General features: G+C 69.1%; 21 protein-coding genes and 4 pseudogenes. 12 read left to right on the top strand and 13 right to left on the bottom strand.

The window, feature by feature from the left end:
- Nucleotide 1: 1 nt before the first annotated feature.
- The 4 genes and pseudogenes from AB0D31_RS18045 to AB0D31_RS18030 all read right to left on the bottom strand — a co-directional run.
- On the bottom strand, nt 2–220 hold the full coding sequence (locus AB0D31_RS18045) for a hypothetical protein (protein WP_362723620.1): 219 nt from the start codon (nt 218–220) through the stop codon (nt 2–4).
- Between the two features lie 57 nt (nt 221–277).
- Nucleotides 278–478: a hypothetical protein gene (locus tag AB0D31_RS18040; protein ID WP_362723617.1), complete on the bottom strand. Its 201-nt coding sequence runs from the start codon at nt 476–478 to the stop codon at nt 278–280.
- A 127-nt stretch (nt 479–605) separates the two neighbouring features.
- Nucleotides 606–701: pseudogene (locus AB0D31_RS18035) on the bottom strand (hypothetical protein); the annotation flags it as partial.
- Nucleotides 702–777: 76 nt separating this feature from the next.
- Nucleotides 778–1626, bottom strand: a pseudogene (locus tag AB0D31_RS18030) (MBL fold metallo-hydrolase); the annotation flags it as partial.
- A gap of 93 nt (nt 1627–1719) precedes the next feature.
- Between AB0D31_RS18030 and AB0D31_RS18025 the strand changes: the two are divergent.
- Nucleotides 1720–2067: a hypothetical protein gene (locus tag AB0D31_RS18025; RefSeq protein WP_362723614.1), complete on the top strand. Its 348-nt coding sequence runs from the start codon at nt 1720–1722 to the stop codon at nt 2065–2067.
- 58 nt (nt 2068–2125) lie between these two features.
- Nucleotides 2126–2302: a hypothetical protein gene (locus tag AB0D31_RS18020; RefSeq protein ID WP_362723611.1), complete on the top strand. Its 177-nt coding sequence runs from the start codon at nt 2126–2128 to the stop codon at nt 2300–2302.
- 290 nt (nt 2303–2592) lie between these two features.
- Here AB0D31_RS18020 and AB0D31_RS18015 read toward each other — a convergent pair.
- Together AB0D31_RS18015 and AB0D31_RS18010 are read right to left on the bottom strand one after the other, a co-directional pair.
- A pseudogene (locus AB0D31_RS18015) lies at nt 2593–2778 on the bottom strand (FAD-binding protein); the annotation flags it as partial.
- Nucleotides 2779–2803: 25 nt separating this feature from the next.
- Nucleotides 2804–3214 (bottom strand): VOC family protein, encoded by a 411-nt coding sequence (locus AB0D31_RS18010; RefSeq protein WP_362723608.1) that lies wholly within the window; start codon nt 3212–3214, stop codon nt 2804–2806.
- A 158-nt stretch (nt 3215–3372) separates the two neighbouring features.
- Between AB0D31_RS18010 and AB0D31_RS18005 the strand changes: the two genes are divergently transcribed.
- Together AB0D31_RS18005 and AB0D31_RS18000 are read left to right on the top strand one after the other, a co-directional pair.
- A complete protein-coding gene (locus AB0D31_RS18005) occupies nt 3373–3645 on the top strand; it encodes a hypothetical protein (protein ID WP_362723605.1) in 273 nt (90 codons plus the stop codon).
- Between the two features lie 575 nt (nt 3646–4220).
- Nucleotides 4221–9434, top strand: coding sequence for a hypothetical protein (locus tag AB0D31_RS18000; protein WP_362723602.1), 5214 nt, complete (start codon nt 4221–4223; stop codon nt 9432–9434).
- A 94-nt stretch (nt 9435–9528) separates the two neighbouring features.
- Here AB0D31_RS18000 and AB0D31_RS17995 read toward each other — a convergent pair whose 3' ends face one another.
- Complete coding sequence (locus AB0D31_RS17995) at nt 9529–10785, bottom strand: hypothetical protein (protein WP_362723599.1); 1257 nt, start codon at nt 10783–10785, stop codon at nt 9529–9531.
- Between the two features lie 199 nt (nt 10786–10984).
- On the opposite strand from AB0D31_RS17995, the gene AB0D31_RS17990 reads away from it, so the two are divergent.
- Nucleotides 10985–12244, top strand: coding sequence for a NucA/NucB deoxyribonuclease domain-containing protein (locus AB0D31_RS17990; RefSeq protein ID WP_362723597.1), 1260 nt, complete (start codon nt 10985–10987; stop codon nt 12242–12244).
- Nucleotides 12245–12631: 387 nt separating this feature from the next.
- Here the strand turns inward: AB0D31_RS17990 and AB0D31_RS17985 are convergent, their stop codons facing one another.
- The gene (locus AB0D31_RS17985; protein ID WP_362723595.1) at nt 12632–13612 is read right to left on the bottom strand and encodes a hypothetical protein; all 981 of its coding nucleotides are present in this window, start codon (nt 13610–13612) and stop codon (nt 12632–12634) included.
- 554 nt (nt 13613–14166) lie between these two features.
- On the opposite strand from AB0D31_RS17985, the pseudogene AB0D31_RS17980 reads away from it, so the two are divergent.
- Nucleotides 14167–14577: pseudogene (locus AB0D31_RS17980) on the top strand (winged helix-turn-helix domain-containing protein); the annotation flags it as partial.
- A 144-nt stretch (nt 14578–14721) separates the two neighbouring features.
- Nucleotides 14722–15168: a hypothetical protein gene (locus AB0D31_RS17975; RefSeq protein WP_362723763.1), complete on the top strand. Its 447-nt coding sequence runs from the start codon at nt 14722–14724 to the stop codon at nt 15166–15168.
- Between the two features lie 372 nt (nt 15169–15540).
- On the opposite strand, the gene AB0D31_RS17970 is transcribed toward AB0D31_RS17975, so the two are convergent.
- A complete protein-coding gene (locus tag AB0D31_RS17970; RefSeq protein WP_362723592.1) occupies nt 15541–16473 on the bottom strand; it encodes a hypothetical protein in 933 nt (310 codons plus the stop codon).
- Between the two features lie 33 nt (nt 16474–16506).
- Complete coding sequence (locus AB0D31_RS17965; RefSeq protein ID WP_362723589.1) at nt 16507–17040, bottom strand: YbhB/YbcL family Raf kinase inhibitor-like protein; 534 nt, start codon at nt 17038–17040, stop codon at nt 16507–16509.
- A 109-nt stretch (nt 17041–17149) separates the two neighbouring features.
- Between AB0D31_RS17965 and AB0D31_RS17960 the strand changes: the two genes are divergently transcribed.
- Nucleotides 17150–17842, top strand: a complete 693-nt coding sequence (locus AB0D31_RS17960) for a GntR family transcriptional regulator (protein WP_362723586.1) — start codon at nt 17150–17152, stop codon at nt 17840–17842.
- Between the two features lie 512 nt (nt 17843–18354).
- Here the strand turns inward: AB0D31_RS17960 and AB0D31_RS17955 are convergent.
- On the bottom strand, nt 18355–19071 hold the full coding sequence (locus AB0D31_RS17955; RefSeq protein WP_362723583.1) for a TetR/AcrR family transcriptional regulator: 717 nt from the start codon (nt 19069–19071) through the stop codon (nt 18355–18357).
- A gap of 194 nt (nt 19072–19265) precedes the next feature.
- Between AB0D31_RS17955 and AB0D31_RS17950 the strand changes: the two genes are divergently transcribed.
- The 4 genes from AB0D31_RS17950 to AB0D31_RS17935 all read left to right on the top strand — a co-directional run bounded on the left by AB0D31_RS17950 (nt 19266) and on the right by AB0D31_RS17935 (nt 21681).
- Nucleotides 19266–19883 (top strand): NAD(P)H-binding protein, encoded by a 618-nt coding sequence (locus AB0D31_RS17950; protein WP_362723581.1) that lies wholly within the window; start codon nt 19266–19268, stop codon nt 19881–19883.
- Nucleotides 19883–20848, top strand: a complete 966-nt coding sequence (locus AB0D31_RS17945; RefSeq protein ID WP_362723578.1) for an amidohydrolase family protein — start codon at nt 19883–19885, stop codon at nt 20846–20848. Before AB0D31_RS17950 ends, AB0D31_RS17945 begins: the two co-directional genes overlap by 1 nt.
- A 286-nt stretch (nt 20849–21134) precedes the next feature.
- Nucleotides 21135–21266: a hypothetical protein gene (locus tag AB0D31_RS17940; protein WP_362723576.1), complete on the top strand. Its 132-nt coding sequence runs from the start codon at nt 21135–21137 to the stop codon at nt 21264–21266.
- Nucleotides 21267–21282: 16 nt separating this feature from the next.
- Complete coding sequence (locus tag AB0D31_RS17935; RefSeq protein WP_362723574.1) at nt 21283–21681, top strand: nuclear transport factor 2 family protein; 399 nt, start codon at nt 21283–21285, stop codon at nt 21679–21681.
- A gap of 154 nt (nt 21682–21835) precedes the next feature.
- Here the strand turns inward: AB0D31_RS17935 and AB0D31_RS17930 are convergent, their stop codons facing one another.
- Nucleotides 21836–22177, bottom strand: a complete 342-nt coding sequence (locus AB0D31_RS17930; RefSeq protein WP_362723749.1) for an MmcQ/YjbR family DNA-binding protein — start codon at nt 22175–22177, stop codon at nt 21836–21838.
- Between the two features lie 145 nt (nt 22178–22322).
- Nucleotides 22323–22886, bottom strand: a complete 564-nt coding sequence (locus AB0D31_RS17925; RefSeq protein WP_362723571.1) for a YbaK/EbsC family protein — start codon at nt 22884–22886, stop codon at nt 22323–22325.
- Between the last annotated feature and the right edge of the window lie 197 nt (nt 22887–23083).

The following is a 23083-nucleotide window of genomic DNA, read 5'->3' as shown; positions in this document are numbered from 1 at the left end:
TTCACCGCTGGGCTTCGGCCCCGGTGCCGGCCCCCTGCCCGGCGCCGAGCATGCATGCCACGGGCCACCGCGGGTCGTAGCGGGCCCAACCCGGGTCCCCGGTGGTGGCGAACGCGACCCACGCGGCGTGGACCGAGGCCGCGAGACCGGCTGGGGCCGGCACGGGTCCGAGCAGCCCTGTGTCCCCGTGCAGCCAGGGCTCGTCGGCGACGTCGAACACGAAGGGCAGTTCCACAGTGTGGGCGGCGCCGAGCCGTCCGCTCAGGGCCGTCGAACACTATCCGAAGGAATATGCGTACGTACGCCCACCTGAGATCCGCGCGTGCGCCTGTGCCATGCGCGCTGTACCCGCGCCGAACAAAGCCTGTCCGAGCAGGGCGGAGCGCAGCTCGCCCGGCGCCGCGTCCGGCCGGGCCGCGCGGTGCGCGGCGAGGACGGCCTCCGGAGCGGGGTGCAGCCGGTCGGCGACGGCGAGCACGTCGGCCTGCGTGGTGGACTCCAGGCCCGAAGTACGGTGTCATGTCGAGCCGGCCGAAGTCGCGGACCGGTGGCGGAGCGGTGGGGCCGGGCCGCGTGCCGTCGCGGACACCGGACCATCCCGGGTGCGGTGCGGGCGGCGCGAAACGCCCGGCGCCGACCGGTGGCGCCGCGTACGGGATGGCGCGGAAGCGCTCACCGGCTGTCTCACGGGCACCCCGCACGAAGCCTGCGGGACTTTCGACTACGGGATCTGCCTGCTGGGGCACGGTCGCCGTCCCGGGGGAGATCAGGAGGTCATCAGGGGGTCAGGACATGCGGGCGGATGGCCGCCCACTCCTTGATCGCGAACTTCGGCCCGCTGCGGGCCACCTCCACCGCCCCCTGGCCGCCGAAATGCGCGGGGAAGACGAGCGCGTTGGTGTCGGCGGCGCGGCCGAGCAGCTTGAGCCGTGTGGCGCGGGACTGCGCCGGGTCCTCGCAGAAGCACGAGTTGGTCTCCGGCTCGGTGATTTGCAGCGCCGTGTGCACCAGATCCCCGACGAACAGGGCCCGGTCGCCGCCGGATTCCAGGGTGAGCACGGACGAGCCGGGGGTGTGCCCGGGAGCGAGCTCGAGGCGCAGGTTCTTGTCGATCCGGTACGTCTGGTCCCACAGGTGGGTGAGGCCCGCTTGGTGGACCGGCGTGACACTGTCCTCGAAGACGTTCTGGTTCCCGCGGCCGAGCACGCTTCTGTTGTCGTTGGCCGGGTTCCAGAAGTCGAAGTCCCGCCGATTCATCAGGTACGTGGCGTTGGGGAAGGTCGGCACCCAACTCCGGCCGTCCAGACGGGTGTTCCAGCCGACGTGATCGATGTGCAGATGAGTGTTGACCACGATGTCGACGTCCTCGGGCCGCACCCCGGCGGCGGCGAGACGGCCGAGGTAGCCGGTGTCGCGACGGTTCCACACGGGAGCGTAGGGCCGTTCCTTGTGATTGCCCACGCCGGTGTCGACGAGGATGGTGCGTCCCTCGCTGCGCAGCAGCCACGACTGGATCGCCGTACGGCACTGGTCGCTCTGCGGGTCCCAGAAGTCGGGCGCCACCCATCCTCGGTGCTCCTCCCACGAGCCGGCCGGGCTGTCCGGAAAGAACTGTCCCGGGGTCAGCTCAGACGTCCGCGCACGCGGCTGCACCCCGAAGACGTCGGTCTGCGCGACCTGGGACCCCGCAGGCGGGTGGCGGGGCTGCGACGCGAGGAGGTGGCACAGCTGGCGGGCGGCAGCCTCTCGTACTACGCACGGCTGGAGCAGGACCTGTCGCGCGGGGCCTCGCCCGAGGTCCTCGACGCGCTTGCCCGCGCCCTCCTGCTGGACGACCACGAGCGCGAGCACCTCGACCGCCTCGCCGACGCCGCCCGGCACACGCCCCGTCTGCGCCGCCCCCGGCCCGAGAAGCTCTCCGAGGAGACCCGCGATCTCCTGCGTGCCCTCGACGGCGTCCCCGCGTTGGCGCTCGGCCGCCGCACCGACATACTGGCCTGGAACCCTCCAGGGCACGCCCTCCTGGCCGGGCACCTCGACTTCCTCGGCCCGAGCGACCCGGCGTGACGCCCCAACACCAGCCGGATGCTACGAGCTGCGCCATCCCGTCGTCGGCACGGTGACGGTGACGCAGCAGAGGCCGTCGATCGCCCGTTCCCGCGAGCAGTCGCTCATCGTGTGCACCACCCCCGCGGGCTCGTCGTCCGAGCGGGCTCTCACCCTCCTCGACCAGGCGACGCGCACCCGCGCGCCGTTCCTGGACGCTGCCGCCGCACCCCTCATGGGCGACCGGCGGTGGTGACCGCACCGGGCCCGTCTCCAACGTGGCGAGGCCCGCCACGGTAACCCGTGGGCGCACCCGCGGTCCTGGCCGCAGGGGTGGCTCGATGCCCCCTTCGGGCGAGGCGGTGTGCGATCCGGCGCTGGCTGCCGGAGTCGGGTTACAGCGGAGCCGTCACGAGGGTGCAGTGCACGGGGCCGGCGCGGGCCGGGTCGAGGGCGGTACTCGAAGGACGTGGCGACGCCGAAGTTGCCGCCACCACCGCGGATCGCCCAGCACAGGTCCGGATCCTCCGCCTGGCTGACCCGGCGCAACGTGCCGTCGGCGAGCACGAGGTCGGCGGAGATCAGGTTGTCCACGAGCAGTCCGCGGTAGCGGGCGAGCCGGCCGAGGCCGCCGCCGAGTGTCATTCCGCCGATCTCGATGTACGACTCCTGGGAGCCGGTGACCGCGAGCCCGTAGGGCATGGTCTCGGCATCGAACTCGCCCTGGACCAGGCCGGGTCGACCCGCAGGCAGGTTTTCAGGCGCGCTCGGGCCAGGTCGGACCTTGGTCGTTCCAGATGACGCCCCGGTTGCGGCAGAGACAGAAGGGGTGGCCGATGGGATCGGTGTAGACCTGCCAGCCGTAGCCGTTGGGCCCGATGAACTCCTGCTTCAGCGTCGCGCCGAGGTCGAGGACGCGCCGCTGCTCGGGCTCGAACTCGTCCACTTCGAAGTCGAGGTGGAACTGCTTGGGGTGCTCGGTGTCGGGCCACTGCGGAGCGCGGTAGTCGTCCACGCGGATGAACGCAAGCTCGATCTCGCCGAACTGGATGCCGGCCCACTCCCCGGAGCTGCCTTCTTTGACGGGACGGCTCGTCACCTCGGAGTAGAAGGCTGCCAGCTTCATCGTGTCCGGGCAGTCGATGATGAAATCGGTCAGTCGCAACATCCTGCGATCCTGCCACAAGAGCAAAAGTGCGGACGCCGCGACGGATCCCTCCCCGACCGTCCTCGGCCCCGCACAACCGGACGGCCTGCACGCCGCAGAGCGCACCGACGGAGCCCGCGCGGCCGTCGCCGGTCGGCTCCGGTTCGCTGGTGCTCGGCATGGCCGGCGTCGTCCTGTTCGGATCCCCATGGCTGCCTACGGCGCTGCCACCCGCACTCCGCTACGGCCCCCTGCTCCTGACCGTCCCGGTGGGTATCGGCGCCATTGTCTCCGGCATCAACTCCCTGCTCCCGGTGCGCGACGACGACGGCGTCCGGCGGTGGCGGGCCCGGACCGGCATCGCGCTGGGCGTGCTCACCGTCATCATCCCGGTCGTCCTCGTCGCCATCGGCTACCTCATGCTGTCGCAGGCGTACGCACACGCCCAATGACCGGCTCGGACACCGGAACGCGCGCTGCCCGGCCCGGCACTGCGGACGCCACCGAAGGCCGAGCCGGCCGGCAGGGCGACGACGGCAATACGTTTCCCGGCGCCCGGACCGGTCGAAGAGAGTCGCCAACTCTCCCGAAAGGCGGCGCCGAAGGGGCATATCGCGTGGACCAGCCAGTGGTCGCGGGGCGCCAAGTGATGGCCAAGGTTTTCCATTCGATCCCTTTTCTCCTTCTGTAGCCGGGAGTTGGCGATGAGTGGTATACCGGTTGCTTGAGGTTCCCATTGGGGGCTCCGCTATCGCAGCGGAGTCCGGTGCGCTGACTTCCGTTCCGAACTTCCCGGCCCACCAAGCCTTCTTCGTGAGCCGCGTGTACATCTCTTCAGCCCACGGAGTCCCCCAGGCGGCCCCGTCAGGACATTTCCTGCGGCCTCTCGGCGCTTTCTGCGCCCTGCTTCGAATGAAAAGACCACTCGGCGCACATCAACTATCCCCGGCAGCGGCTGCCTGGTTGTCAGGGGTATCCGGACGACGGCGCTGAGGAGATCAACAATTCCTCATCTGAGGGGTGCACCATGAGCATGGAAACATTCCTGCGTAACCCGCGGCTGGGCGGCGACCCCATCGGCGCTGCCGGTACCCAGGGCCCCGGATCCTTCTCGGTCTCGACCCAGCTGATGCAGGACGCGGTGCCCGCGGCTGGCGTGTCCGTGGGCGACGGCCGCAACCAGGAGGCCCTCTTCGCGAACCCGTTCAAGAGCGGACGGGAAGAAGCCCTGGTGATCAACCGGCAGCGGCAGCTGACGTACCTGGAACGGACGGACACCTCTTCCACCGGCTGGGTTCAGGAGCCGGTGGCGAACACACCGCAGGTCGCCGAGGTCGTCGTGGCCGTGCATCCCTCCGGAGACGTGTGGGCGATATGCAGCCCCAAGGACACGACAGCCAAGGTGTTCGGACTGGTCCTGGCCCTCGACGCGCGCGAACCGGACGGTACGGCGCGCTGTGTGTGGCAGGGCATGACCTCGTTCAACAAGATCGGACTCGCGGCCCAGGCGATGACCGTGTCCTACGCGCCCGACGGCGGAGCACTGGTCCTGGGTACGAGCGTGGAAGCCAGCAGCGGGCCCACGCACCTGGTTCTCACTCCGCAGTTGAAGAGCAGTGACGGCTCGGGAGGCGGCTGGTTCACCGAACCCACCGCGCTGCTGGTCCAGGGCCATCCGCTGGTGGGCGGCGGCTATCTGCCCTACCTCTCGTCGGGCGGCCGGCCCGGCACCTACGTCTACTACTCCCAGGACGGGCAGAAACTGCTCCGCTGGGAGGAGCGCATGGGTATGCCGGTGGGCGACGCCCTCCAAGTCAGTACGTCATGCGCACAGTTCTGCGGCGCCTACCACCAGCCGTACCTGAACCGCGACAACCCCCAAGGAGACATCGGGTTCCTCTACGTCGACACGAAGGGGTCTCTGGTCTGGGGTTACCGCATGTCGCCGGGAGGCGATGTCGTCACGGGGGAGGTCAGCGATGTGGACTTCGCGGCCAAGACGAGACTGTGGCAGGACGCCGACGGCAAGATGCACGTCTTCGGGCTCGACTCGGACGCCACCTTGACCGTGCTGCACCAGGCAGGCTGGGAGACCGCCGGCCGGCAGATCGGTGCGCTGCGGGTGCAGACCCTGCAACCGAAATGGACCCAGGCCCGCGTCGCGTCGGCCCCTCCGGGCATCGGCGGATACGACCTGGCCCGCCCGAACGACCGGATCGTGGCATTCGACTACACCCGGTCCGGGCACTCCGACCATCTCTTCGCCTACCGGCCCGGTCCGACCCACTACTACAGCGACCAGACCGTGTGGGTGGTCGAGCGGACCGACGAAGTCGGCGGGTTCGCCCGGGCCTTCAGCAACGAATACGGCCTGCCCGGCTACGACTTCACCTCCCCCGACGACCGCGTCGTCGCCTACGACTACACGGGGTCGGGAAGCGCGGACCACCTGCTGGCCTACCGCCCGGGGGCCGGCAAGTTCTCGATCTTCAAGAAGCGGGACGGGGCGGAAGGCTTCGTCCCCGTGGCCGGCGCCGCCACCGGCGGCATCGGCGGCAGCGATGGAACGTACGACCTGACGGACCGCCGGGACCGGTTGCTGCCCTTCGACTACCTGGGCAACAAGAAGAACGACCATCTGCTGGCCTACCGGCCGGGCACGCGCACCGCGTGGGTACTGGCACCGAAGGGCGACGGCTCGTTCACGCCGGTGGTCAGATCGTCGACCGGCCTGGGCGGATTTTCGCTGAACAACGCGGCGGACGAAATAACGGGCCTCGACTACAACAGCAAGGGCAGCAGCACCCACCTGCTGGCCTACCGCCCCGGATCGGGCATGGTGTACATCGTGGCGCCGGACAGGAAGGGCGGCTTCACCGCGGTCGTCCATAACCAGACCGGCGGGATCGGCGGCTGGGACCTGATGGAACCCGAAGACCGCCTCGTGCCCTTCGACTACTCCGGGATCGGCTGCGACGACCACATCCTGAGCTACCGGCCGGGCGACATCCCCGGCCACACCTCCCGCCAGGCATGGGTGCTGCGCCGGGACGGCGACACCACCACCTACAAGCCCAGCATCCAGGGCAAGGGTCTGGGCGGGTACGACTTCTCCTCCCTGAGCGACCTGGTGACCGGCCTGGACTACAACGGCACGGGTGGCCTGTCCTACCTCGTCGCCTACCGGCCCGGAACCGGCAAGGTCTCGGTGATGGGCCAACGCGGCGCGAACCACATCGCCCCGGTCTACCAGACACCGCCACCACCGGCGACCACGGTCACCGTGGGAGTGCACGCCGCGGTGGTGGACTACCAGCTGGATCCGTATCCGGACTACAGGCCGTCCGAGCTGATCAAAATGAGCGGCATGCCTCCGGCCGAGGCGTACTGCGTGTGCACCCAGGACATCACCACCTCGCAGTGGCAGATGGACAAGGTCCGCCTGCCCGAACCGGTCAGGAAACCCGGCCAGTCCGCCCCTCCTCCTGACGTCGTCTCGCACTACGTCGCCGATGTCACCCTGCTGTCCAAGGCGGGCCAGCCGCTGCCGGACCACCCCGTGTCCGTGTCCGCCGACTCCCTGGTCGAGGTCCAGATCGCCGAGATCTCCTACCAGGTCGGCCCCGGACGCCCCGTCGCCGTGACCACCAGCCCCCTGGGCAAGCTCGCCCTCGCCATCGCCGCGCGCGGGCTCAACCCGCCGGTGATCCACCTCAACGCCGACGGCCTCCAGTCCGGCACAGCCATCGACTTCGCCGCCCAGGCCAACGACTTCCTTGCGGGCAACGGCACCCTGCCGTCGCAGAACGGTATGTTCACCCCCGACCTGCTCGAGCACGCGACGGTTCCGTCGAACATGCCGGGAGCGCAGGAGGACCCCCCGCCGCTCGCCAACTGGACGGCCCTCAAAGAACGAGGTCTGACACCCCAGATCGTGGTCGACCACTGCACCAACATGTACGGACAGGCGGCGGGGAACAGTGCGCTCCAGCCCGTGCTGCTCGACGGCTTCGACGAACCCCAGCCCGTCATTGGGTACGTCATCCAGCTGTGGGATCCCGACCGGCCCGCCTACCAGGCCTTCCGTACCCAGCACGAACTCGACGCCTACCGGAAGTACCGCAATGCCCACCCCGCGTACGGCGGTTGGTGGGACGACTTCAGCAGCTGGGCCTCCGACGTCTGGGAGGGCATCAAGACCGGGGCAGCCAAGGTGGCCGAAGTCATCGTCACCACGATCACCGAGATCGCCATCTGGGTGGGCGACGCCATCGTCTCTCTCGGCGAAATGGTGATCGAGGCCATCGAGCAGGCCATCCAGGCCGTCGAGGCGGTCTTCCAGATGATCGCCGACGCCATCATGCGCGTCATCGACTGGCTCAAGTCCCTGTTCTCCCTCGGAGCCATCTGGAACACCAAAGTCGCACTGGAAGACGCCGTCACGTACTTCGTCCCGCTGTTCTCCTCGACGATCACTTACGCGCAGGGCCAGCTGGACGGATGGCTGACCAATGTACGCGGCAGGATCGACGACGCCCTCGACGACCTGACGCGGGAGTTCGGCGGAACGCGTATGGGGGACTTCGGCAACAAGGTCCCCGCGGCGACGGGACCCACCGGTACGCAGGTGAACACCGGCGAGCTCAACACGCCGCAGGCCAACTGGATGCAGAACAAGGCACTCTCCGGTAACGAGGCCTACCGGATCCAATTCCTGGACGCCCCCCCGTCCGGGATCGAGGAGGAACTGGCCGTCAAATTCACGACCATGTTCGATGCCTTCGGTGCCACGGGCCCGCAGGCCCTGTTCGCGAAACTGGAGGGCCTGTACGCCAAGATCGAAGGCTTCTGCACGGTCGATGCCGGAGCCGGCGCCGACCGCTCGGCCTTCGAAAGCATCGTCGAGATGCTCCGGACGCTCATCGACGCCGTGCTGGACGCGATCGGTGCTGTCGCCGACAAGGCCTTCGAAGCCGCGGCCTTGGCCGCCGCTTCCTTCGGGGACCTTTTCAACCAGCCCCTCACCACTCCCTTCGGGCTCCTCGAAGCCCTCTATGAGTGGGTCCACCAGCAGGCGCGGCCCAATGAACCCGCCGAGACGCTGACCCTGGGACGGCTCATCCTGCTGATCGCGGCCTTCTTCATGACGGTGATCCACAAACTCATCCACGGAGTGGACACCGAACCCTTCCCGCAGGGTTTCCCCACGAACATCCCGCTCCCCTCCTGGGACCCGCGCCACGTTCCGAGTACGGAGGAGGACCCGCCACCGGACTGGGCGCTGAACGACAGCCTGCTTCGGGTTCAGGAAGTCCTCGGCGTGTTCGCGGCGGTCTTCGACGGGTTGGCCACCTTCGGCACCGATCTGGTCGCCCTCAACCCCTCGGCCGGGAACAATGGGATGCGGCGCTTGGTCAACGGCATCGCGTGCTTCGGGAAGACCCTGTCCCTCGTGGTCACCTGTCCGCCGGTTCTCGGCAGCACATGGGAGCAGACGGAGGGTACGGTCGCCTGGGGGATGCAGGTCGGCAGATTCGGCTGCGACGTCGGCCTGACCGCCGCCGGCCATCTCGTCAAGTCGCTGGGTGAGCGCTCCACGCTGCTGAAGAACGCCGGAAGGGTCATCGAGGACGCCCACCACATGATCGAGGGATCGGCCGGGCACTTCGTCCTCGGCGGCGTCTCGATGGGCTGCGGCATCGCGAGCGTTCTGAAGTCCCCGCCGGAGAGCAAGGGGCTGACCCAGTGTGCGCTGGCAAGTACGGTGCTCGGGAACGTTCCTGACATCCTCCAGGTCTTCCGCACCATCGCCCGGGCGGTGTCCAGGGACGCCCTGCCCACGAAGTACATCATCGGCATCGTCGCCGTACTGGACGGACTGAGCGTGGCCGGGTCCGATCTGCTGATCGCCGTACCGGCGATCGTCGAACGGTACAACCTGCCGACCATCGACACGACCAACCCGTCCGACGCGACCGTCGGCGTCGAGTACACGTGGACGTTCAAGGGAACCGGCGGGGAGCGGTCCATCAACGACTCGAAGAAGTTCACCTTCTACGACCGGATGCCGGCCTGGCTGACCACGCGGGACGAAACCACCGGGATGGTACGCGGGACGCCCACCAGCGCGGACGTCGTCACGCCACCCGTTAAGTTCCTCGTCGCCTGTCACGACGGATTCGCGCCGCCCCAGGGGAAGACGGCCGAATTCACCATCACCGTCAAGGAGAAGCAAGCCTGAGCCGCTCATCCGCCGAACTCGCTGAGCCGGCGTCCGAGGGTCCCGCGTCGACGAGCAGTCACCCGTCGACGCGGGACCGGCCGATACAGGACCCTCAGACTCCGGTCAGGCTGTATGTACCCGTTCCGTCCTGCCGGCCGCTGGAGTACTGACGGATCAACTCCCCGTCCGCGTAACGGTCATGGCCCATCATGGAGCCGGTGTACTTGTTCTGGAGACCGATCTTCGAGCTGCCGGGTACGTCGCGGTAGATGTAGAACCTCTGGAGGTCGTCCTCCCCGCAGGTAGCCGTCGTCAGGTAGGCCTGTTCCTGGTTGGCGATGTTCGCCGGGATGGTCGCGCATCCGCCGTTGCCCCAGTTCCACAGGGACGCCTCGATGACTCCGTTGCGCTCGGTCACGTTGCACAGGCGCCAGTTGTCCAAGTGGGCGCTGAAGAAGTTCGATTCGCGCAGGCGGATGCCGTCGTTGGCCAGGAGCGGTGCGCTCCAGTTCAGGGGCTTGCCGGGGACGTCGATCCGGTAGACGGCAGATTGGCAGTCCAGGGCAGCGCGCGGGGCGGCCTTGGCGGCCTTCGTGTTCTGGGTGGCCTTGGCGGCTGTTGCGGCGTTGTCGGCGTCGTGCTTGGCCTGGTCGGCCTTGGCCGAGGGGACGGGACCTGCCGCGTGTTTCGCGGTGGCGGCGGGGGAGCCGCAGTCCAACAGGCCCTGGGCCTTGGCCATGATGCTGTTGGCGGGGACCTTGTCCTCGCAGCGCACCGCGCCTTCCTCGAGGGTGGTGAAGGTGGTGTAGCTGCCCGTGTCGGGGCCCTCGGTCCACTTCAGGCCGCCCGCATCCGAGCGGTTGCAGTTGAGGCTGCCGTAGGTGCCGGTGACCTTCTTCGTCCCCTCGTACAGGCCGTAATAGCCGGGCTGGAAGAAGTTCCACGAGATCGACTTGCTGGTGCTGGAGGTTTGGGTGTAGTTGACCTGGACGTTCAGGCCCAGGCTCGCACCGACCGAGCCGAGGGCCTCGACGGCGAAGCTGCCCTGAACAGTGCCGTTGAGCCCGACGGAGACGGAGATGGTCTCCGTGACGTTCGTGTTGACGCTCTGGGTGCCGGTCGAGCCCTGGGTGACGTACCAGCCCTTGAAGTGCGTGATGGTGGGTGCGACTTCGGCGCTCTTGATGATCGGGTGGCGGGTCCCGAGATCGGCTGCGGTGCAGGTCTGGCCCGGCTGAATCGTCTGCCCTGCGACGGGCGCGGCCGGGGTGGCGGCGGCCGGAGTGGCGGCCAGGCCCACGGCGGCCGTTGCGGTGGCTATGAGCGCTCCGAGCCCTCTGCCCAGGCGTGTTCCTGTGGTGCGGCGCATCGTTGCTTTCCCCCTGCTGTGCGTGGTCTGTGAGATGAGTGTGAGTGAAACTAGCGCCGCCAAGGGCGACAGGCCTAGACCACAACTGGTCAAACCAGATCAAGAACTGTCCCGAACTCGATTGGCACAGAAGGGAGTTGCCCGGTTCCATGCTTTCGGTGTGCCCGCGAAGGGGCCACCGACGGAAGGGACCACCCTTGTGAAACACGTCAGACGCGGCATGGCGGCGACAGCTTCACTCGTCCTCACCGCAGCCCTGCTGGCCCTGGGCACCCAACCGGCCACAGCCGCCCCGGCGGCCCCTCCCCATGGCCACGGCACCTGCACGGCTGTCCCCTCCGGCAAGGAGGCCCCCAAGGGTGCGGCGTGGGCCTGTTACGAGGTCACTTCCGGACCACCCGCCCCCGCCCTCGCACGCGCTCTTGCCCCCGCTCCCCGCGATGGCGATCCGGATCCCGATCCGAACAGTCCGGGAAGCCTGTGCGACAAACAACCCAACTCCACTCGCCTCGCGTACTGCGTGACAAGGGGATTGAGGTGGACCTACCTGGACGCCGATCAGAAGACGGAGATCGGCAGAGCCGAGGGCGAACTCGGGATCTACTCCAAGCTCCAGGGCGTGCCGCAGGCCAATTGGAAGGAGAGCGTGGTCGTCACCCTGCACAGCAAATCGGACACGATCCCTGCCGTGGAATTGGACCTGCTGCCCATCTGCACCGGACAGTGCTCCGTGACGTCGGGGCCCCTCGTCGCGAAGCTGGAGAAAGTGGATGCCAGTGTTGGCGGCTCCATCACTTACAGCTCTTCGGTCGGCCCGGATGCCGAGGCACTGGTCCAGCCTCAATACCACGCGGCAATGAGGCTCCTGGTTCCCGGAACGCCCCTGCCATCTGTCAACACCGACTGGGTCGGCCCCCAGATACGCTGCGACGGCAAGACCGGCGAATGGACGGGCTGCGTCATCCCGGAGCACATGGCCAACGTGACCATCCGCAGGTCCCTCTACCGGGCCGCCGCCGTCACCTACGAGTGGGCACAGAACAACCTGACCACCCTCAGCATGGGCACCAAGAACAAGCCCCTGCACTACAAGAAAATGACCGAAGAGGAGAAAAAACGCAGTCGAGACCTCACCTGCAATCTGGCGCCGGACAGATTCGTCAAAGACCCTTCGGTGCCGGACGATTCGTGTGACGAGTTCCCCTTCGCCGCGACCCAGGAGGGCGGTAAAGCGGGCACCCGGTGCGTGGACATCCTCCCCCAAGAAGTGGGCGGTGTATGGGACGTCAGCAACGTCAAGGTCCTGCGCAACGACAATGTCAAAACAAATGCGCCCTGTGTACGCGGCCACGTCACCAACCAGGACAACATCGATGCGGGCAGTAAAGAATTCGGCGCGGCGGTGCGGTCCGACCGCATCCTCGACGGCGAGGCCTTCCAGGTGATCATCGCCCCGTAAGGGTCGGGTCTGCCTCCCCGGGGCACCGGGAGAAGCGGACCAGGGGCCGGTCAGGTTCGAAGCCTCGGGCGTATGGCCGCAACGGGCCCAGTGTCGTCGAAGACATGGGCCCGCTCCCCGAAGCGGCCCGTCACCGGGGCGGGGGCGGCGGGATGGGCCGGCCGGGCTGTTGTCCGTCGTCCCCGATCGGCGACCTGCGCTCTGCGGCAGCGACTACTGCCGGACCCCCGAATCAGGCACCACCACGCAGGTCATATCCCTCGACACCGCACCCCAGCCGGACAGGTCGTACGCCCCACGGGGCGGTGTCGGGTCAGCGCACCGGCAGCACCCGGGTGTGCTCCTGGCGCACGGCCTGGAGGGAGCGCGGGTCAAGGCCGAGCAGGTTCAGGATGGTCGGCGCGATCTGCTTGGTCTCGGCTTGCCGGCCGAGGGGTGGGCCTTGTGCCAGGCGGCGTCGAGGCCGTCCAGCAGTGGGCCGGGATCGACCCGGGTGAGGGCGGCGGGGTCGATGGGCGACTGACGGTGCTTGGCGGACAGGATGACGCTGGTGCTGTCGGCCAGGTGGTTCTCGCGGAGCCGGGCGGTCAGCGTGCCGATCTCGCCGTCCACGTAGTCCAGGCTCTTCGCCAGCAGCGGGCCGGGGACGCCCTTGGAGGCGTAGCCGCCGGCGAGGCCGTTGGAGGCGGGCAGCTTCTGCGCGGTCGAGACCGACTGGAAGTTGAGGCCGAAGACCGCCGGAGTGCCGACCTTGTGGTTGCGGCTGTGGTCGTATCCGTCGATCTCGTTGAGGACGGCCTGGGCCTTGTAGCCGTCGTACTGCTGGGTGGCCTTGTTGTCGTCGGTCCAGTCGTCCCGGGCGGGGTAGCCGGTGGCGTCACTGTTGATCTCCGGAGTGAAGAGATCCTGGATTCCGTTGCCCGAGGGACCGTTGAGGATGTCGTAGGCCGCGTGCTTGTCCGACCACGCGGTGCGCAGGCCTGCCTGGCGCGCCACCTCGAAGACGGTGTTCACCTGGAGGTAGGAGTGCGGCTGCACCGGCTTGCAGGTCTTGGGGTCGACCGGCAGCTTGGCGGGATTCAGCAGGCCGACCGGGCGGCCGGTCATCGAGAGCACACTGCCGGGCAGGCCCTGGAGTCCCTGTCCGGCGTCGAGGGCGTGAGGATCCTTGTCCAGGTCCTCGGTGAGGTCCACCTCCGCGCCGGGCTTGACGCCCGTGCAGCCGATCGTGCCCGCGGGGAGGAGCGACGCGTCGTAGGAGTCGTCGTAGTAGACACCGGTGGTGCCGGGCCCGCCGCCGGTGACCTGGGCGACCATGCCGGGCAAGGAGTCGGAGGGCGTGGTCGTCCCGGCGTTGCTGTACTGCACGCCGCCGCCGACCAGTCGGGCCAGCGCCGAGCGTGGGTGCTGCTTGACGTACCCCGACGAATGACATGTGAACTTCCGCCGAATGCCCTGGCGGCTTCCGGAGAGGGGCGTGGCGGGCCGTAACCGGTCGGTCCGAGTTCCGCAGAGGCTTTCGGGCCGGTCCGAAGTCCCCGCGGGGGCTTACCGGGGGCGGCGCTCCGGGCGCGCTGGAACGGGCGGATGCCACGTTCGAGTTGGGCGTGGCGCCAGACCTCGTGCGTGTGCGGGGACTCCTGGGCGCGTTCGTCGAGTGCGTCGTCGATGTGCGTTGTTTTGGTCGGCAACCTCTGGTGCGCGAAGTGGGGCAACGTCCGCACGGCGACCGGTGACCGGCCTTGGCCGGGGTGCTCGCCCGGACCGGAACCGGGCAAAAGTGGCTCGGAAAGGTGACCGTGCGGAGCGCCCGCAAAGCCGATCTGACGCACGGACAGGTTCCAGGATCGAAGGCGAGTGGTCGGCTATGAGCAGGAGGTGGGGCTGCACGGCGAAAACGATGAGCCAAACAGCCCGACTGCATGCGTATACCGCCCGCACATGCCGCTTCCCCGGCACGGCCCTACGGGGCGCCACGCCACCCAGTTCTTCGAAACGACCGCCGCTCCTTTTCGGCCAACGCCGCCGTAGTGGGCGACCTAAGGTCTAGACCACAGCTCTGTTGTCGGAGAGGATGCGCACCATCACCCCCCGTAATGAAAGGTGAGCGCATGTTTGGTTTGTACGGTCTGCACCCCAGCACTCCACCCGTCCTGCCCGCCTACCTCCGTATCGCAGATGAGCTGCGCCGCGACCTCGTTCGGCGCGCCATCCGGCCTGGTTCCAAGCTGCCGTCCGAGCGGGTTCTCGCCCAGGGGTTCCAGGTCAACCGTCAGACGGTGCGTGCCGCACTCCAGCGGCTCAGGGACGAGGGGGTTGTAGTGACAGATCGCCGTGGCACTTTCGCCCGGACTGCGGCGGCCGCCTCTTCTCCGCCTCAGGTCAAACTTCCGTCGTTTCCCGGGGTTCCGTCTGCCGGACCAGGCACAACAGTCCAGTCACGGCTGTTCCGCACCTCCCTTCCGCCTGCCCTGGCGGTGCCGCTCGGCCTTCAGCCCGGCGAGAACACGCTCACCCATCACCACCGCACCCTGCGCTCCACGGGTGAGACCATCCATGACGCCGTCACGTACTTCTCTCCCACAGCGACCAGCCATGTGCGCGAACTCCGGCTCTACCAGAACCGTGTGCCGGTGGGTGACCCGGACATGCGGCTGTTCTACGAATGGGTGGACAGGGCCGGACTGCGTCCGGTGATCCAGGAATCCGTCAGTCTTACGCGTGCGGGCGAGTGCCGGGCGGACGACCCTCCCCGGCTCGCGGCGCGTCGGCACATACATGATCAACACGGCCGCATCCTCGCCATTACCGACTTCGGCTTCACCTCGCAGTGGACTGAGCTGACCTTCGAGTTCATCGGACGCCCCCTGGTCCCGTCCTCCATCGCGAAGAGCACACCCGCATTCCGACACGCCTACCCCTGACAGTGCGAGCAACTGGCCGCGCCAGACAGTCACTTCACGTGCGAGCCGTCCGGGGAGTTCCCGTGGGCACCACGGTCGCGGCGGAGCTGGCTCCGCCGGATCGTGACGGCGTCGAATGCCACCGCGAGGTGCTGGGTGAGGCCCAGAGCCGGCTGGCCGCCCGGGACGCCGCCGCGAGGCGCTGCGCGTCGTGGGCGTGCCCGACCCCGAGGACGTGATGGCGTCTTCGTCTGCGTTCCGGGAGCGGCGTGACATGGAGGAGCACGGCGGCCGGCCTGTGGGCGGCGCCCTGTTCGGGATGTCTGTGTGGCTGCACCGGCAGCCGGCCGGCCCATGCCGTTCCCGGTTCGGTATCGCGTGTCGGGGGTCAGGTCACGTAGCTGTCGTCTGTTTCGCTTGTCGGGAAGCGAGCTGAGGTCGATCTGCCTGCGCGGTGGCCTGGAACGTCCCTGCTGCGGTGAATGCGTTGGTGATCGGCGCGATGAGCGAGGCGAGGCGGCGGGCGCCTGCGTTGCCGATCGGTGCCCATAGCGCGGCGCAGTGCGCGTCTGTCTCCACTTCGATGCGCTCGCGCGCCGCACTGCCGACTTCGGTGATGACGCCGTGGGAGTCGAGCCAGCCGCGTGCGACGAGGCGTGCCGTGGCCGCCTTCCACTCATCGTCGTCCCACCGGCGGGTCGCTCGCGCCAGAGTCATGGGGAGACGGCCGGTCGCGGCGTGCAGAACGAGACAGTCGCACGGCCCGAGGCCGTTGTCGGCGAGTACGACGAGATGGGCATCGCCGCGCCACTCGCGTGCCACCGTAATCCGCTGCCAGAGCGCGGCGAGAGGATCGGCGGGAAGCGTGACCGAGGCGTTCGCGGCGGCCAGCACCTTGCCGGCGTAGTCAGCGCCGGTGACGACCGTGTCGATCAGCATGCGCGCCTCGGCAAGGTGGTGATCGCTGAAATGTACGTTGACGCGCCGCATCGCCCGGCCGACGGCCCGGAGGCGGGCGTCCTGCCACTGCTCCGGCGGTGCGGCGTCCCATGCGCCCGCCATGGCCCGCACGGCCTGCGGGCTGAAGTTGTAGAAGGCAGCGAGCGTGACTTGCCAGGGCACGGGGCCCATCGCGGCCGACCGGAAGGCCAGATACGCCGGCCCTTGGTCGGTCACGCCGAGCTCGGCGGCCTCCTCGGCGGTCTCGGGGACGAGATAGGTGAACAGGTGGGCGGCACTGATGGCGCGGCTGACGTCACGGACGGCGTTCAGGTCCATCGGGCCGTCGCCGGTGGAGGCGGGGTGGGGAAGGGCGTCGAGGTGCATGGCGGTGGTGTCTCCGGGGGTCGGGTGGTGCTGTCAGGCGGGTGTTTCAGCGGTGGCGGTCAGGACCGCGCGTCCAAGGGTGTGGCCGGCCATGGTGAAGCCGAGGACGGCGGGTGTGGCGTCGGCCGGGACTCCTGTCGAGGGGATGTCGAGGGCGTGCACGACGACGAAGTAGCGGTGCGGGCCGTGTCCGGCCGGCGGGGCGGCGCCGATGTAGCGGGCCACGCGGGCGTCGTTGGGCAACTGGTAGGCGGCCTCCGGTATTTGTGAGCCGGTGTCGTCGCCGGCGCCCTCGGGCAGCTCGGAGACGCTGGCAGGGATGTCGACGACCGCCCAGTGCCAGAACCCGGACCCGGTGGGGGCGTCGGGGTCGTAGACGGTGACGGCATAGCTCTTGGTGCCGGCCGGGGCGCCGCTCCAGGACAGCTGCGGGGATGTGTCCTTCCCGCCGGGCAGGCCGGAGGAGTGCTGCTCGGGCGGCCACGCGGCCCCGTCGGTGACGGTGGTGCTGGTGACGGTGAATGAGGCCGCCTGAGGGAGGCGGGCGAAGGGGTCGTTGGCAGGCACAGCGGTCGTTCCTTTCCGGACGAGGACGTCCTCATCGGCTACTGAATCGACGGTAACACGGATAATCGATTATCTAGGGGATCGTCTAAAAGAGGCCTAGGATGGGCTCATGACTCAGACGGCGCACTCCTCGACCCCGCCGGGGAAGCAGATGCTTTCCGAGCAGGTCTACGCACACCTGCGGGACGCGATCATGCGTGGGGACCACCCTCCTGGCGCCCCTCTCAAGCCTCAGGATCTCGCCAAGGAGCAGGGCGTGAGCCTGGCTGTGGTGCGCGAAGCGCTCGTGCGGGTGGTCGGCGAGGGGCTCGCCGACCGGCTGCCCAACCGTGGTTTCGCCGTCCCGTCCTTTTCCGACCGCCGCTGGCAGGAGATCGCTGAAGCCCGTCGCACCGTCGAACCGGTCGTACTGCGCATGGCCATCGAGCGCGGCGACGTCGACTGGGAGGCCCGTGTGCGGGCCGCCCACCATCGTCTGGTGCGCACTCCGGCGTACGCGACGGGGGAGGGTGAGTACTACACGGGCGCTTGGGCCGAAGCTCACAGAGCCTTCCACCGCACGCTGCTTGAGGGGTGTGGCAACCGCGCGCTGCTGGAGACCTTCGACCGGTTGTGGACCCAGAGCGAGCTGGCCCGCCGTTGGTCGGCGCACCGCAACCCCGACCGGGACGGCGCCAAGGAACACCGCAGCCTGGAGAAGGCGGCGTTGGACCGCGACGCCGACACTGCGGCCGCGGTCCTGGTCCAGCACCTCACCTCGACCGCGGCTGCCCTGACCGACGATTCAGGTCGGGCCACCTAGGCTTACGCCGCGACACGGGGCCGAGGCGGGAGTTCACGTCCAGCGCGAACCGGCCGTAGGGGTTCCCGTGGGCCCAGAACAACAGGTGCCCGTGGATCCAGAACGACAGGGTCCCGTGAGTTGGAACAGCAGGGACAGAGCCCGCCGGTCGGCGTCGGTGAGCCGCTGGTGCCCCTTCTCCTCGCTCAGGATGTCCTGAAGGAGCCGAGGTTGACGTGCGCCAGGCGGACTTGAACGGGTGCCAGGTGAGCATCGGGATCGGCTGCGACTCTTTGGCGGAGTCGGTCAGGTCGCCGTCCGTGCCGTAGAAGAGGTCGTGGCCGGCGCAGTTCCCGTTGTCAACGGCCTGGAAGCTGTCGTTGATCTCGCGCCGCGGGCGCGTCGGCGAGGTAGTCGCAGGTGAACGCCGTACGCACCGCACGCCCGGGCGGGGCGGTCGTGGGCTCCACCTGGCGCGGGCGCGTCACTGGGCCCGAAGTCGGCCGCGGCGCGGAGCTGTTGGCGTGAGCGGCTCATGTGGGGCGGTCCGCCGTCCGGGCGAGCTGCACGATCTCGTCGACGGGCCGTCCGGTGTGCAGGGCGAGGGTCTGCGCGATGAGGTCGGTGAGGTCGGGCCAGGGCATGTTCCCGTGCGCGTTGTACAGGGCGACCAGGCCGTGCAGAGCGGTCCAGAGCAGCAGGCCGGCCTGCCACTCCTGTTCGGGGCCGCGACGGTGTTGCTCGTGGGGGTCCTGGTGCTCGTGAGGGTCCTGGTGTTCCGGCTGGTCCTGCTGGACGCGGGCCAGCGAGGCGACGACGGATCCGAGCAGTTCCTCTCCCGCGCCGTGTGCGTTCGTGGGCACCAGCTCGTCGGGCATCCCGCCGCCGAAGAGCGTGCGGTACTGCCCGGGGTGGTCGACTCCCCAGTGCACGTAGGCGGCGCACCGGGCGGCCAGGTCGGCCAGGGGGCCCTCGGCGCCGTCCGCGGCCGTGCGCATGACCGCCGCGAGTTCGTCGTAGCGCAGCCGCAGCACGTGCTGGACGAGCGCGCCGAGGTCCGGGAAGTGGCCGTAAATGCTCGCGGGGGCGACGCCGACCTCGCGGGCGACCTGCCGGAGGGTGAGCGTCTCGGGCCGTTCGAGCGTGGCCAGCAGCCGGGCGGCGGCCTCCACCAGTTCGGTCTTGAGGACCTGCCCCTGTCCCCGCGGGTTCCGCCGGCGTCGGCGGGGGACAGCCTCTTCGCTGCTCACAGGCGTACTCCCGGCGTTCGGCAACAGTCGTTCACTGTACCGCCGACCCGTGCACCCGCTCTCACTCCCTCATCTCTGACAACTCCCTCTCCTCTGGCCCTCTGTCTTGCTCCTCCGGCCCTCGTCTTGACAGCGGGTTACCAACACTTGTTCACTTACGAAGCCAACAGGTGTTCAGTCATTCGGGAGGAAGCATGCGCATCGCCGTACTCGGGGCGACCGGCAGGGTCGGCCGCCTCATCGTGGAGCAGGCCCTTCAGCGCGGGCACGAGGTCGTCGTACTGGTCCGCCGACCGGAGACCCGCCCGGTGTCCGGGCAGCCGACCGTCGAGATCCGCCAGGCCGACGTCACGGTCCCCTCCGGGTTTCCGGACCTGACCGACGTCGACGTGGTGGTCTCCGCGCTCGGCCGTGGCAAAGACGACGGCGAGGGGACGCTCGTCGCCGGCGCGAGGGTCCTCGCCGACCTCCCGGTGCGCACGCTGTGGCTCGGCGCGCTCGGTTCCGGCTCCTCCGTCGGCGCCGGCGGCGGGATCTATCAGTGGGTCATGAAGGCATTGGTCGGCGAGGAGCTGGCGGAGAAGGCCGCCGCGGACTCGATCGCCCTCGACGGCGGCGCGACCGTCTTCCACGCCCCCGACCTGTGGGCCGGCGGCGTCAGCACCGAGCGCCGCAACATCCCTCTGGAGGACTACACGAAGCCCGTCCTGCCGCCGCACGCCTCCCGTGCCACCGTCGCGGCGCTGATGCTCGACGAGGCCGAGCGGCCGACCCGCGCAGCGGGAATCCTCGTGCCGGTGGGACGCGTCTGATGCGCGGGTACGTCGCCGTCGAGGAGGCCATCGCGATCCCGGGCCTGGCGGACCGGCGGCCGCCGACGCCGATGCCGGACAACATCGAACCCGCCTTCCTCGCGGACATGGCCGCCCGGCTGCCCGACGTCACGCGGTTGCGGCTGCCCGACATGGACGCCAACGGCATTGCCCTACAGGTGCTTTCCCTGACCGTCCCGGGCATCGAAGCGGAAGCCGATCCGGCCCGCGCGGTGGACAATGCCCGGTACGTCAACGACCGTCTCGCCGAGATCGTCGACGCCCACCCCGGCCGGTTCGCCGCCTTCGCGGCGCTCCCGCTCCAGGACCCGGCCGCCGCCCTCACGGAGCTGCGCCGAACCGTCGAACGCCTCGGGTTCAAGGGAGCGCTCGTCAACGACCACATCCAGGGCCGGTACCTCGACGACCCCGCCTTCAACGGGGTCTGGGCCGCGCTGGGCGAACTCGGTGTACCGCTGTACCTGCATCCCGGCATGCCACCCGCGGACCGCTGGCGCGTCCTCGACGCCCACCCCGAGCTGGACGGCGCGTTGTGGAGCTGGCAGGCGGCCACCGGCGGGCACGCCATGCGCGTGATCATGTCCGGGGTGTTCGACCGGCATCCGGAGGCGGCGATGATCCTCGGGCACGCCGGCGAGTTCCTCCCCTTCCAGCTCTCGCGCTTCGACTCGCGCTACGCGACCCTCACCGTGCCGCACCCCCATAGGCGCAAGCCGTCCGAGTACTTCGGGAAGAACGTGCTCGCCACGACCAGCGGTGTGTTGTCCCCGGCCGCGATCGAAGCGCTCGTGCACGTGCTCGGTGCGGACAGCGTGCTGTTCGCCGTCGACTACCCCTACGAGAGGACAGGTGCGGCCGTCACCGCCCTCGAACAAACCCGCCTCCCGGACGCCGACAAGCAGAAGATAGCCTTCGGCAACGCCCGTCGGCTCCTAAGCCTTTGAGCGTCCCTCGGGACCAACTGCCGGGCGCGCTACGGTTGTTCCGGCGTCGACGTCCGGCCCGGGCCCGGGCCGGCGGATCCGCGGGACGAAAGGCCCTTCAGCGGGCCTTGCGAGACCCGACCAGGATCTCCGACTTCCGGGCGCCAACGCAGAAGCGGACCTCCGCGTTGGCGAAGTCCGCTCCGTACTCGGTGACCAGGCGGTGAAAGGGCCGGTACCGGTGTGCCGCTGCTTGCGCGGAACCCCCCGCCGGCCTGCGCTCCGGCTCGCCGCTGTGGCGCGCCGGATGGCCGACGCAATCGAAGGCAGCACCGTCCGCGTACTGCGGCACACCGCGCATCTCGCGGCCCGCGAAAACCCGGAAGCCGTCAACGCCGAAATCCACGCCTTCCTCGCCGCCCTGCCCGTCGCGGCCTGACCAGGCAATCACCCTCATGCCCTACACCGCCCACGCGACGACCGTGCCCGACTGGGTCCTCGCATTCATGGACGCCATCGACACCCTGGACTTCACCGATGGCTTCGCACCCCTCACCGAGGACACCGACATGTACTTCGGCACCGCCCACGTCCATGGCGTCGAGGCCATCAAGGCCTTCTTCGTCAAGATCGACGCGCCGCTGAACATCACCCATGAGGTGCTTGAGTGCTGGACCGCGGACAACGGTGTCCGGTTGCTCCGCGGCGAGGCGGTCATGGCCGAGAAGAGCCGACCCGAGCACGTGGTGCGCGCTCCGTTCATGCACATCTTCGACCTTGCGCAGGAGGAGCCCGTACGGGTCCGGACCCTGAGGGTCACAGCGGGGCCGCTGCGCACGGACTCCGTCATGTGACCGGTGGTCCGGCCCCGCCTGCCGCTGCGTGGACCGGCCCGACCGCTGGGTGTGAAGAAGACACCGCAGCCGAGAGTCGAGCCAACGGGCTCACGTCCGGCAGGCAGGAGTGATTGCCGGAATCACACGCTGGCCCGTGCCCGGGGGCGGGGATTCAGGCGGAAGCGGAATGCCGGCCGGGGCCGAGTTCCGGGTGGGCTTCGAGAAGTCGGTCGGTGGCGGCCTGGCGCCAGGAGTCCTCCAAGATGTCGCGCAGCTCACCCAGTCCCTCCAGCGCGGCCAGCCGTACTCTCACCCAGGACGAACCCGCTTCGTGTGCCGGCACCCAGAACTTCTCCGGTTCCGCGGCGATCAGTTCGGCCCGTTCGTGTCGGGGGCAGCGTACGGCGATCGAGGTCTGCTCATCCGGGACGGTGATGAACATCCTCCCGGCCACCCGGAAGGTAGGCATGCTCCACGCCTCCTTCTCGGCGGTCTCGGGAAGGGAGAGGGCCATGCGCCGGACATCCTGGGCGGTCGGTGTGTGTGTCACGACGACCACGGTAGTGAACCCTGGACGCCTGACCCGCGCAGGGTGATCACTTCGGACCGGTGCGGGCGCCCGTCACAGCCATCGCGCGCCGGATCAATGACAAGCCGCGCTAGACCGCCAGGTTCTCAAGGACTTCCGCACCCGGGAGCTGGGCAAGCGCCCAACCCGGGACGATCAGCTTGCCGCGTCGCCGGCCGCTGCCGATGAGGACGTACGGGGTGTCCACCACCGCCGCGTCCACGAGCAGCGGCCACGAGGCGGGCAGACCGATGGGGGTGATCCCTCCGTACTCCATGCCGCTCTCGTTGACGGCGACGTCCATCGGCGCGAACGACGCCTTGCGCGCGCCGAGATGCCTGCGGACGGCACTGTTCACGTCGACCCGGGCGCCGCCGAGGACGAGGCACGCGGCGAGCGTGGTCTCACCCCCGCGCTTGGCGGCGACCACGACACAGTTCGCGGACGCATCCAGAGGCACGTCGTACGTCTCGGCGAAGACTGCGGTATCGGCCTTCGCGGGATCGCTGTCGACGTAGATGACGGCCTGGGCCGCGCCCTGTGTGTCCCAGCTCCTGAGAGCTCCGGCCACGGGCGCGGCAAGGCTGTCGTGGACGTCGAGCGCGGTGTGAGCGATGTCGAAATTGCCGAAGGGGGCGGAAACTGGGGTGGCCATGGACGGACTCTAGTGCAGTGCGCGATTGCCTTCGGGCCGTCTCCCGAGGGCCTGGCTCCCCAACCCGGCGGTCCCGCCCACCGGTCGGGAGCCCGGTCGTGGCGAGGCTCCGGGCGGGTGCCGGCAGCATGGTGACGGGGCCAGCTCCGTGCCCGGTGCCTCTCTCCGAGCCAGTGACAGACGCGAAGCGCTGCGCG

The sequence above is a fragment of the Streptomyces sp. NPDC048361 genome, from assembly GCF_040651795.1.
Lineage (GTDB): Bacteria > Actinomycetota > Actinomycetes > Streptomycetales > Streptomycetaceae > Streptomyces.
Note: the sequence above shows the minus strand (reverse complement) of the source record. Positions and strands in the feature narration are given on the sequence as shown.